General features: G+C 60.1%; 9 protein-coding genes. 1 reads left to right on the forward strand and 8 read right to left on the reverse strand.

Annotated elements, in window-relative coordinates:
- Positions 1 to 214: 214 nt before the first annotated feature.
- From ppa to CQ009_RS25775, 8 genes are all read right to left on the reverse strand, one after another.
- The gene (ppa, locus tag CQ009_RS25740) at positions 215 to 742 is read right to left on the reverse strand and encodes an inorganic diphosphatase (protein WP_003205933.1); all 528 of its coding nucleotides are present in this window, start codon (positions 740 to 742) and stop codon (positions 215 to 217) included.
- 112 nt (positions 743 to 854) lie between these two features.
- On the reverse strand, positions 855 to 1,667 hold the full coding sequence (locus tag CQ009_RS25745) for a zinc-dependent peptidase (RefSeq protein WP_064392168.1): 813 nt from the start codon (positions 1,665 to 1,667) through the stop codon (positions 855 to 857).
- A 3-nt stretch (positions 1,668 to 1,670) separates the two neighbouring features.
- Positions 1,671 to 2,321 (reverse strand): DedA family protein, encoded by a 651-nt coding sequence (locus tag CQ009_RS25750; protein ID WP_064392166.1) that lies wholly within the window; start codon positions 2,319 to 2,321, stop codon positions 1,671 to 1,673.
- Positions 2,322 to 2,551: 230 nt separating this feature from the next.
- Positions 2,552 to 3,013 carry an N-acetyltransferase gene (locus CQ009_RS25755; protein WP_003228592.1) on the reverse strand — a complete coding sequence of 154 codons (462 nt, stop codon included), beginning with the start codon at positions 3,011 to 3,013 and terminating at the stop codon, positions 2,552 to 2,554.
- A gap of 115 nt (positions 3,014 to 3,128) precedes the next feature.
- Positions 3,129 to 3,962 (reverse strand): ethanolamine ammonia-lyase subunit EutC, encoded by an 834-nt coding sequence (gene eutC, locus CQ009_RS25760; protein WP_371920186.1) that lies wholly within the window; start codon positions 3,960 to 3,962, stop codon positions 3,129 to 3,131.
- Positions 3,959 to 5,353, reverse strand: a complete 1,395-nt coding sequence (locus CQ009_RS25765; protein ID WP_064392162.1) for an ethanolamine ammonia-lyase subunit EutB — start codon at positions 5,351 to 5,353, stop codon at positions 3,959 to 3,961. Before CQ009_RS25765 ends, eutC begins: the two co-directional genes overlap by 4 nt.
- Positions 5,354 to 5,405: 52 nt before the next feature.
- On the reverse strand, positions 5,406 to 6,857 hold the full coding sequence (gene eat / locus CQ009_RS25770) for an ethanolamine permease (RefSeq protein WP_064392161.1): 1,452 nt from the start codon (positions 6,855 to 6,857) through the stop codon (positions 5,406 to 5,408).
- A 178-nt stretch (positions 6,858 to 7,035) separates the two neighbouring features.
- Positions 7,036 to 8,556, reverse strand: a complete 1,521-nt coding sequence (locus CQ009_RS25775; RefSeq protein WP_064392159.1) for an aldehyde dehydrogenase family protein — start codon at positions 8,554 to 8,556, stop codon at positions 7,036 to 7,038.
- Between the two features lie 380 nt (positions 8,557 to 8,936).
- Here CQ009_RS25775 and CQ009_RS25780 point away from each other — a divergent pair, with 380 nt between their 5' ends.
- On the forward strand, positions 8,937 to 10,850 hold the full coding sequence (locus CQ009_RS25780) for a sigma-54-dependent Fis family transcriptional regulator (protein ID WP_105709101.1): 1,914 nt from the start codon (positions 8,937 to 8,939) through the stop codon (positions 10,848 to 10,850).
- The last annotated feature ends 254 nt before the right edge of the window (positions 10,851 to 11,104 follow it).

Genomic DNA, 11,104 nt, shown 5'->3' on the forward strand with positions numbered 1-11,104 from the left:
AGTCTACGGCCGTGCCAGAGCGGTTTGAATAAACCTGGCGTTCAAAAGCGGGGTGAATTTTGCGACGGGATGTAAGGCATTCTTGTAGGAAATTAAACAGGTTAAAACTGCGTCGTTCAGATTTTAAACGAGCCGTTTAACGTGCATGTTCTCGCGCACAAAAAACCCCGGATCAACCGGGGTTTTCTTCAAGCATCACGCGTAGCGCAGGTGCTTAGCCTTTGTAGGCGGCAACCGACTTGGTGATCGCTTCGCGGGCGGCGTCTGCACCGGCCCAGCCTTCGATCTTGACCCATTTGCCCTTTTCGAGATCTTTGTAGTTCGCGAAGAAGTGCTCGATCTGCTGGATCAGCAGTGGTGGCAGGTCAGTGTATTCCTTCACATCGACGTACAGCTGGGACAGCTTGTCGTGTGGCACTGCGATGACTTTGGCATCGCCGCCGCCGTCGTCGGTCATGTTCAGGATACCGACCGGACGTGCGCGGATCACCGAGCCTGGCGCGACCGGGTAAGGGGTCACAACCAGCACGTCGAGGGGATCACCGTCGTCAGCCAGGGTGTTCGGGATGTAACCGTAGTTGGCCGGGTAGAACATTGGGGTGGCCATGAAACGGTCAACGAACAGGCAATCGCTGTCTTTGTCGATTTCGTATTTGATCGGCGCGTGGTTGGCCGGGATCTCGATCGCGACGTAGATGTCGTTCGGCAGGTCTTTGCCAGCCGGAATCTTGCTGTAGCTCATTGGGCGTTGCCCCCGTAGTTGACCAAAAACACTTGGCCGGATTGACCAAAAAGTGGCGGCGATTATAGGCATATTCTGCCGTCGACGCCATGTACCGAAAGTCGTGCAGAGCTTAGTCGTGCGCCTGATAGACCGGGTCTGTGGCCTGAAGTTGCCGCAATCGGCTCAACGGGTCCTGGCGGTAGAAAAGCTGCAACTGCGCATAGACCTGTGGATAAGCCTCGTGCAGCAGATCCGGGGCGCTGAAGAAATACTCGCTGGTGACCGCAAAGAATTCCGCCGGGTTCTCGGCAGCGTAGGGATCAATGGCGGTTTCGGCGTCGGGGTTGCGATCGAGCTGGCGGTTGAGGTCGTCGTAGGCCTGTTGCATGACCTCGGCCCAGTCGCTCACGCGCATGTCGGCATGCAGCGGCGGCAGGCCGTTGGCGTCGCCGTTGAGCATGTCGAGTTTGTGCGCCAGTTCGTGGATCACCAGGTTGTAGCCTTCCCAACCACCACTGGCCATGACGCCGGGCCAGGCGAGAATGATCGGGCCCTGTTGCCAGGCCTCGCCGCTGTGTTCGCCGTCCCACTCGTGCTCGACACCGCTGGCATCGCGGTGGCGCTGCGGGCTGAGGAAGTCATCGGGATAGAGGACGATTTCGTGGAAACCCTGATACCAGTTCAAATCACCGAGATTGAGCAGCGGCAATTGCGCCTGGGCTGCAAGCAACAGGCGTTGCTCCTGGTGCAGCTCGACGCCGGGCAGGGCGCTGAGGTGTTTTTCTTCGAGGAACAGCACGCAGGCTTCGCGCAGCCACTGGTCTTGCGCGGCAGTGATGCCGTCGAGAAAGCTCAGGTGATGGCGCACCCGTTGCCACATGTCGTCGGCAATCGGGTGTTTCGCCAGGATGCGCCGGCGACGCCAGGCGCTCAGCGACCACATTGCTTAGTGCGATTCGGCTTTGCTGCCGCCGAAACGGCCGCGAACCACGCCAAGGATCATTGGCACCAGCGATAGCAGAATGATTGCCACGACCAGCAACGACAGGTTTTTCTTGATGAACGGTACATTGCCGAAGAAGTAGCCCAGCGTCACCAGACCGCCAACCCAGAGGATGGTGCCGAGCACACTGAAGCCGAAAAAGCGTGGGTACGGCATCCGCGCCACACCGGCGACGAACGGCGCAAAGGTACGGATGATCGGCAGAAAGCGCGCCAGGGTCACGGTCTTGCCGCCGTGCTTGTCATAGAAATCGTGGGTTTTTTGCAGGTAGTCGCGACGGAAGATTTTCGAGTTGGGATTGCTGAACAGTTTTTCTCCCGCCGTTCGTCCGATCACGTAGTTGGTACTGTCTCCCATGATCGCTGCCAGCATCAGCAAACCGCCCAGTAGCACGGGGTCCATACCACCGCCCGCCGCCACGGCGCCGGCAATGAACAACAGCGAATCGCCAGGCAGGAACGGCATCACCACCAGACCGGTTTCACAGAAGATCACCAGAAACAGGATGGCGTAGATCCATGGCCCATAGTTGTTCACCAGCAAATCGAGGTACACGTCGAGATGCAGGATAAGGTCGAGCGGGTTGAAATCCATGGGGGCACCTGTTTGACGGCCGGACTCGGCAGGCCTGTGCGGATGACTTCGTGTAAGCCTACAAGCGGGTGTAGTTTTTCTTACAAGCCGGAAAGATCGGGATTATACGGTCTGAAGGATGAAAAGCGCGTTGGTTTTGTAGCGAGGGATGTCGAGGTGTGAACAATTGTCAGGGACGCGTTTTGCGTTTCTGAGGGAGCGGGCTCCCTCATCACAGGTTGTATCCGCGATCAGAGTTCGTCGCTGATCGGCAGCACATAGTTCTTGAACTCGGTGTCTTCCTTGAACCCGATGGATTCGTAGGTTTTCTGCGCCACTTCGTTGTTGCTGCTGGTGGAGACGCGCATGCGCACGGCTTGGGTTTCCTTGGCCATTTTCTTCGCAGTGCGGATCAGGTTGTCGGCGACCAGTTGGCGGCGCGCGTCTTCGGCGACATAGATGTCATTGAGGATCCACACGCGTTTGAGCGATAACGATGAAAAACTTGGGTAGAGCTGGCAGAAGCCCATCAGCTTCTTGTCGTCATCATCGGCCAGCGCCAGGTAAATCACCGATTCCTTGCGCCGCAGGCGTTTTTCGAGGAAGGCGCGGGAGGAGTCCGGATAAGGCAGGGAACCGTAGAACTCGCGATACTTGACGAACAACGGAGTCAACAAATCCAGATGTTCGAGGGTCGCTTGAATAATCCGCATGATAGGTCTCGTCTTCAAGTGGCTGTCTTCAACTGCTCTGACGGCGATGGGGAACCCGGGCGGCCGTGCATCGATCCTGCCTGAAACCGGCGCAGAAACGCAATGCGGAAACGGTTCAGGTTGAGGGCGGATCGAGTAGGAAATTGCCTTTCATGTCTACACCGGCGTCCGATTCCAGCGTCTGAACCTGAGCTTCGTCCTTCAGGTTGACCCCCGACAACTGCCGCCGACAGGCCTCACGCATCAGATACAACAAGCGATGCGCCGCCATGCCGTAGCTCAAGCCTTCGAGCCGCACGTTGGAGATACAATTGCGGTAGGCATCGGTCAGTCCGACTTTTGGATTGTAGGTGAAATATAAACCGAGGCTGTCCGGCGAGCTGAGGCCTGGACGCTCGCCGATCAGCATCACCAGCATTTTTGCACCGAGCAACTGGCCGATTTCATCGCCGACCGCGACGCGGCCCTGTTCCACCAGCACGACGGGCGCGAGTGACCAGCCATCGCCGCCCATCTGTTCTTCCAGTCGCGTGATAAATGGCAAGGTATGCCGGTGAACCGCCAGCGCCGACAAGCCGTCAGCCACGACAATCGCCAGATCGACGCCGCCCGGATGCGCGGCCGCGTAATCACGCAAGTGCTGGGCCGAGTCATCGCTCAGTTTGCGCCCCAGATCCGGGCGTTGCAGATAGCTGTTGCGGTCCACGGCGGCGCTGTGCAGCAGCAGGCTCTCACGCCCGCGCTCAGTCAGTTGCGCGCTGAGCCCGGCGTGATCGAATGGCAAGTGCACAGCATCGCGCGCTTGGGCGTGGGCGAACTGGAAATCCAGTTGCGCGCTGGTCGGCAGGCTGGTGCCGGTGCGGCCCAGAGCGATGCGCGCGGGCGTCAGGCGGCGCAGTTCCAGCCAAGGGTTTTGTGGGTCCACGGGCGGTTTATCCATACGACTCATCCCAGTTGCGCCAGTGCCTGGCGGAAGGCCGGCGGCAAGTTGTTACCGAAGCGAACCTTGCCATCCGCTTGCGTGAAAATGCCCATGTTCGCCAGCCATTGCTCGAACTCCGGCGCCGGTTTCAGGCCCAGGGTCTGGCGCGCGTAAAGCGCGTCGTGGAACGACGTGGTCTGGTAGTTGAGCATGATGTCGTCGGAGCCGGGGATGCCCATGATGAAGTTGATCCCGGCAACACCCAAGAGGGTCAGCAGGGTGTCCATGTCGTCCTGATCGGCTTCGGCGTGGTTGGTGTAGCAGATGTCGCAGCCCATCGGCACGCCGAGCAACTTGCCGCAAAAATGGTCTTCGAGGCCGGCGCGGATGATCTGTTTGCCGTTGTAGAGGTATTCCGGGCCGATAAACCCTACGACGGTGTTGACCAGGAACGGTTTGAAATGTCGCGCTACGGCGTAGGCTCGGGTTTCGCAGGTCTGTTGGTCGACACCGTGGTGGGCGTTGGCCGACAGTGCACTGCCCTGACCGGTTTCGAAATACATCAGATTCTGCCCAAGCGTGCCGCGATTCAGGCTCAGGCCAGCGTCGTAGCCTTCCTGCAATACGTTGAGGTTGATGCCGAAACTGGCGTTGGCGGCTTCGGTGCCGGCAATCGACTGGAACACCAGATCCAGCGGCACGCCACGGTTGATCGCCTCGATGGAGGTGGTGACGTGCGTCAGCACGCAGGCCTGGGTCGGGATGTCGTAGCGCTGGATGATTGCGTCGAGCATCTCCAGCATGGCGCAGATCGAGGCGATGCTGTCGGTGGCCGGGTTGATGCCGATCATCGCGTCGCCATTGCCGTAGAGCAGGCCGTCGAGAATGCTTGCGGCAATACCGGACGGCTCGTCGGTCGGGTGATTGGGTTGCAGGCGCGTCGACAGACGCCCGCGCAGGCCGAGGGTGCCGCGAAACTTCGTCACCACGCGAATCTTTTGCGCCACCAGCACCAGATCCTGCACGCGCATGATCTTCGACACGGCGGCGACCATTTCCGGGGTCAGGCCGGGGGCGAGGGCGCGCAGGCTGGTTTCGTCGGCGGCGTCGCTGAGCAGCCAGTCGCGGAAACCACCGACAGTGAGGTGGCTGACTACGGCAAAGGCTTGTTTATCGTGAGTGTCGATGATCAGCCGGGTGACCTCATCGGACTCGTAGGGAATCAGCGCTTCCTGCAGGAAGTGCGTGAGCGGGATGTCGGCCAGCGCCATTTGCGCAGCCACCCGCTCGCCGTCGTTGAGCGCCGCGACGCCGGCGAGGAAGTCGCCGGAGCGCGCCGGGCTGGCCTTGGCCATGACGTCCTTGAGGCTGTCGAAACGATAGGTCTGGGCGCCGACCGTGTGGGCGAAACTGGCCATACACAATTCTCCGTGACGGCGCAGACCGAGCCTGCGCCGGGATTCTCAGCACTCAGTGCAAGGCTTGCTCAGCCTTCTGGATCGCCGCGAATTCTTCTTCCGGCGTGCCTGCTACCAAGTGATGTCGACTGTAGAACGCAAAGTAAGCAATTAACACTCCATAGATGACGGCGGCACCGATTACCACCCGTGGATCGACCAGGAAGCCCGCCACCACGGCAATGCACGCCAGCACCAAGGCCACGCCGGAGGTGAAGATGCCGCCCGGTGTGCGGTACGGCCGGTCCATTTTGGGGCGGCGAATCCGCAAAGTGATGTGCGCGGCCATCATCAGCACGTAGGAAATGGTTGCGCCGAACACCGCCACTAGAATAAGCAGATCGCCCTGACCGGTCAGCGACAGGCCGAAACCGATGATGCCGGGAATCACCAGCGCCAGGACCGGTGCCTTGCTCTTATTGGTTTCGGACAGTTTGCGTGGCAGGTAGCCGGCCCGCGACAGCGCGAAAATCTGTCGCGAGTAGGCATAAATGATCGAGAAGAAACTCGCGATCAAGCCGGCAAGGCCCACGAGATTGACGAAACTGCCCATCCAGGTCGAGCCGCCATAAGCCTTGGTCAACGCTTCGACCAACGGGTTGCCAGAGGTCAGCAGCGAGTTGGCGCCTGCACCGCCAGGGCCGACGATCAGAATCAACAGGGCAAACATGAGCAGCACCAACATGGCGCCGATCAGACCGCGCGGCAGGTCACGCTTGGGGTTCTTGGTTTCTTCTGCTGCCAGCGGCACACCTTCAACGGCAAGAAAGAACCAGATCGCATAGGGGATCGCTGCCCAGACGCCGACATAGCCGAATGGCAGAAACGGACTGGCGCCCGCTGCGGCGGTGACCGGAATGTCGAGCAGGTTGGCGACGTCGAAGTGCGGAACCATCGCCACCAGAAATACCCCCAGCGCCAGCGCGGCAATGGCCGTAATGACGAACATCAGCTTGAGCGCCTCGCCGACGCCGAAAATGTGGATGGCAATGAAAATGATGTAGAAGGCCAGATAGATCATCCAGCCGCCGATGCCGAATAGCGACTCGCAGTAAGCGCCGATAAACACCGCGATGGCCGCTGGGGCAATGGCGTACTCGATGAGGATCGCGGTGCCGGTGAGAAACCCGCCCCACGGCCCGAAAGCACTGCGCGCAAAACCGTAGCCACCGCCGGCGGTGGGGATCATCGAAGACAACTCGGCCAGAGAAAAGCACATGCACAGGTACATGGTGGCCATCAGCAGCGTCGCCAGAAACATACCGCCCCAGCCGCCTTGTGCGAGACCGAAGTTCCAGCCGGCGTAGTCACCGGAAATGACATAGGCAACGCCCAGACCCACCAGCAGAACCCAGCCGGCGGCGCCTTTTTTCAGTTCGCGTTGTTGAAAGTAATCCGATCCGACTTTTTCGAAGTCGACAGAAGCGCCGGACGCCGGAGCGCCAGCCGGGGATTCGCTAGGCATAGGGTTCACCGTTCTTATTGTTGTATTGGCCCGGCTTTTTTGCCGGTGGGTAGCATGATCGTCCCCACGCTCTGCGTGGGGATGCCTCAACGGACGCTCTGCGTTCGGCTTTGGCGGGACGCGGAGCGTCCCGGGCGGCATTCCCACGCAGAGCGTGGGAACGATCAGTGCTGCAGGTTTAGAAGAAGCCCAACGGATTGATGTCGTAGCTCACCAGCAGGTTTTTCGTCTGCTGGTAGTGATCGAGCATCATCTTGTGCGTCTCACGGCCAACGCCGGACTTCTTGTAACCACCAAACGCGGCATGCGCCGGATACAGGTGGTAGCAGTTGGTCCACACGCGCCCGGCCTTGATCGCCCGGCCCATGCGGTAGGCGCGGTTGATGTCGCGGGTCCACAGGCCGGCGCCGAGGCCGAATTCGGTGTCGTTGGCAATCGCCAGGGCTTCGGCTTCGTCCTTGAAGGTGGTGATGCTCACCACCGGGCCGAAGATTTCTTCCTGGAACACGCGCATCTTGTTGGTGCCCTTGAGCAGGGTCGGCTGGATGTAATAGCCGGTCGACAGGTTGCCCTCGAGTTTTTCTACCTTGCCGCCAGTCAGCAGCTCGGCGCCTTCGCCCTTGGCGATTTCCAGATACGAAAGAATCTTGTCGAATTGCTGCTCGGACGCCTGAGCGCCGACCATGGTGTCGGTGTCCAGCGGATCGCCGCGTTTGATTTGCAGGACCTTCTTCATGACGACGGCCATGAACTCGTCGTAGATCGATTCCTGCACCAATGCGCGGGAAGGGCAGGTGCAGACTTCGCCCTGGTTGAAGAACGCCAGCACCAGACCTTCAGCGGCCTTTTCGATAAAGGTCGGTTCGGCCTGCATGATGTCTTCGAAGAAGATGTTCGGCGACTTGCCGCCCAGTTCCACGGTGGACGGAATGATGTTCTCGGCGGCGCATTTCATGATGTGCGAGCCGACCGGGGTCGAGCCAGTGAAGGCGATTTTAGCGATGCGTTTGCTGGTGGCCAGGGCTTCGCCGGCTTCTTTGCCGTAACCCTGAACAATGTTCAGCACGCCCGGTGGCAGCAGGTCGCCGATCAGTTCGACCAGCACGGAAATACCCAGCGGAGTCTGCTCGGCAGGCTTGAGCACCACGCAGTTACCCGCTGCCAGGGCTGGCGCCAGTTTCCACGCGGCCATCAGGATCGGGAAGTTCCACGGGATGATCTGACCGACCACGCCCAGTGGTTCGTGAATGTGATAGGCCACGGTGTTGCCGTCGATTTCGGCAGCGCTGCCTTCCTGGGCACGGATGCACCCGGCGTAGTAGCGGAAGTGGTCGGCGGCGAGCGGGATGTCAGCGTTGAGGGTTTCGCGGATGGCTTTGCCGTTGTCCCAGGTTTCGGTGATCGCCAGCAGTTCGAGGTTCTGTTCGATGCGGTCGGCGATTTTCAGCAGGATCAGCGAGCGCGCCTGCACGGAGGTCGCGCCCCACGCGTCGGCTGCGGCGTGGGCGGCGTCCAGTGCCTTATCGATGTCTTCGGCAGTTGAACGCGGGAATTCGGCAATCGGTTGGCCATTCACTGGCGAGGTGTTGGTGAAGTACTGACCTTTGACAGGCGCGACGAACTCGCCGCCGATGTAGTTACCGTACTTGGCTTTGAACGAAACTTTGGCGCCTTCAGTACCGGGGTGAGCGTAACGCATGATGATGTTCTCCTTGGCTTTGTACTTATTAGAGAAACGCGCAAGTGCGCTTGCTATAAGCGTAGAGCAAAGGTCGGGCCACTGCCGTGCAGGTCAGGTAAATCAAGGTGTTGCGTGGTTTTTGTCGGACGAGCGGATTGTGCCTGTGACGGTTTCGGTACAGTTGGAGTGACAGTTTGTACCGCTTTTGCCACAGCGTGTGACCGGGCAGTCTTGCCAGCATTGCAATGGTGCTTGAGCTGGAGGATGCTCAGCCAACAGCAACCCCTGTAGGAGCTGCCGCGGGCTGCGATCTTTTGATCTTGATCTTCAAAAATACAAGATCAAAAGATCGCAGCCTTCGGCAGCTCCTACACGGGGAATATGGAGAACAATAAGAAATGCACGACAACCATTTGAGTCGCCATGCCCAGCAGGTCCTCACCGTCAGTCAGGGCAAGCCGCACCTGCACGGGCCCGGCGCCGACCCGTCGATTGCGCGCTCCTGGCTTCGCTGCCTTGAGGACTATCACCTCGACCCGGCGCTGACCATGGCGCCGACCGTGCTCGAACACGGGCGCGTCCTCGAAAGCCGCGAGCGTCTGCAACAGGTTCTGCAGATCGCCGGCAACGAAATGAGCAGCCTGCATCAACAGCTCTCCGGCGCCGGCCACGCGGTGCTGCTGACCGACGCGCGCGGGGTGATCCTCAACTGCGTCACCGCACCCGCCGAGCGCAAGATCTTCGAGCGCGCCGGTTTGTGGCTCGGCGCTGACTGGAGCGAGGCCTGCGAAGGCACCAATGGCATCGGCACTTGTCTGGTCGAGCGTCAGGCGCTGACGATTCATCAGGATGAACACTTTCGCGGCCGTCATACCGGCCTGACCTGTTCGGCGAGCCCGGTGTTCGACCCACACGGTGAATTGCTCGCGGTCCTCGACGTGTCCTCGGCCCGCCACGACGTCTCGCGGCAGAGCCAGTTCCACACCATGGCGCTGGTCAATCTGTCGGCGAAGATGATCGAGAGCTGCTACTTCCTGCGCTGTTTCGATAACCAATGGCTGCTGCGTTTCCACTTGCAGGCCGAGTCGGTCGGGCTGTTCAGCGAAGGCTTGCTGGCGTTTGACGGGGAGGGGCGGATCAGTGCGGTCAATCAGAGTGCACTGAACCTGCTCGGGCATATTCGCGGAGGATTGCTCGGTAAACCGGTCGAAGCGTTCTTCGATTGCTCGCTGGATGAACTGCTCGGTCGCGCCAGCGCCAATGCCAGCGCCAGTTGGCCGCTGCACACCCGCGACGGCCGGCATCTGTTCGCGGTGTTGCGCGGTGAGTCGCGTAAACCGACGCCGCTCATGCAGGCGGCAAAACCAATAGCAGCGCCACGACTGTCCGGGATCTGTCTGGGAGACGCCGCGCTGCAAGCCGATTTCCGCAAAGCCCTGCGGGTGTTCGAACGGGACGTGCCGCTATTGGTCAATGGCGAAACCGGCTCGGGCAAAGAAGCGTTCGCCAAGGCTGTGCATCAGGCCAGCCAGCGCTCGAGCAAAGCCTTCGTCGCTCTCAACTGCGCGGCCATTCCTGAAAGCCTGATCGAGAGCGAATTATTCGGCTATCGCGGTGGCAGTTTTACTGGCGCCCGCAAGGACGGCATGCGCGGCAAGTTGCAGCAGGCCGATGGCGGCACTTTGTTTCTCGATGAAATCGGTGACATGCCGCTGGCCTTGCAGACACGGTTGTTGCGGGTGCTGGAGGATCGACAAGTGGTGCCGATCGGTGGCGAACCGGAGTCGGTCAACGTGCGGATTATCAGTGCGACGCACCGCAATCTGCTGGAGCGAGTCGCCGATGGTAGCTTCCGCGAGGATTTGTACTACCGGCTCAACGGGCTGGAAGTGGCACTGCCTGCGCTACGCGCGCGCAGTGATAAATCGCAATTGCTGGATTTTTTGCTGGCTGAAGAGGCGGGCGGCGACACGATCATGATCGACGAGACGGCACGTCAGGCGTTGCTGGCATTCAACTGGCCGGGCAATGTGCGGCAGTTGCGCAATGTGCTGCGTACATTGGCGGCGTTGTGTGATGAAGGGCGGATCGGGATTGAGGATTTGCCGGTGATGATTCGGCAGGGGAGTCCGGCAGTACGAGCGGTGGATGAATCCGATCATCCGCTGGAAGATGCCGAGCGGTCGGCTCTGCTCAATGTGCTGGAGCAAACTCGCTGGCACATGACCCATACGGCGCAGCAACTGGGGGTCAGCCGCAACACTCTTTACAGGAAGCTGCGTAAGCATGGGATTGAGCGGCGAGTCAGTTAGAAGGCCCTCACCCTAGCCCTCTCCCAAAGGGAGAGGGGACTGACCGCGGTGTTCTGCCAATTTACGCCGACCTGAAATATCGAGCCGAACTCAGGATTTGAAAGCAACCGAGATCGGCTCCCTCTCCCGTCGAAAAGTGGACTGGCCGAGTCAGATCTACTGATCTACGCCGACCTGAAATATCGAGCCGAACTCAGGATTTGAAAATGACGCAGATCGGCTCCCTCTCCCTCTGGGAGAGGGCTGGGGTGAGG

It is taken from the genome of Pseudomonas sp. MYb2 (genome assembly GCF_002979955.1).
GTDB lineage: Bacteria > Pseudomonadota > Gammaproteobacteria > Pseudomonadales > Pseudomonadaceae > Aquipseudomonas.

Bases quoted from the DNA above. Each gene is read 5' to 3' on its own strand.
- ppa (WP_003205933.1), bottom strand. From the start codon at position 742: ATGAGCTACAGCAAGATTCCGGCTGGCAAAGACCTGCCGAACGACATC.
- CQ009_RS25745 (WP_064392168.1), bottom strand. From the start codon at position 1,667: ATGTGGTCGCTGAGCGCCTGGCGTCGCCGGCGCATCCTGGCGAAACAC.
- CQ009_RS25750 (WP_064392166.1), bottom strand. From the start codon at position 2,321: ATGGATTTCAACCCGCTCGACCTTATCCTGCATCTCGACGTGTACCTC.
- CQ009_RS25755 (WP_003228592.1), bottom strand. From the start codon at position 3,013: ATGCGGATTATTCAAGCGACCCTCGAACATCTGGATTTGTTGACTCCG.
- eutC (WP_371920186.1), bottom strand. From the start codon at position 3,962: ATGAGTCGTATGGATAAACCGCCCGTGGACCCACAAAACCCTTGGCTG.
- CQ009_RS25765 (WP_064392162.1), bottom strand. From the start codon at position 5,353: ATGGCCAGTTTCGCCCACACGGTCGGCGCCCAGACCTATCGTTTCGAC.
- eat (WP_064392161.1), bottom strand. From the start codon at position 6,857: ATGCCTAGCGAATCCCCGGCTGGCGCTCCGGCGTCCGGCGCTTCTGTC.
- CQ009_RS25775 (WP_064392159.1), bottom strand. From the start codon at position 8,556: ATGCGTTACGCTCACCCCGGTACTGAAGGCGCCAAAGTTTCGTTCAAA.
- CQ009_RS25780 (WP_105709101.1), top strand. From the start codon at position 8,937: ATGCACGACAACCATTTGAGTCGCCATGCCCAGCAGGTCCTCACCGTC.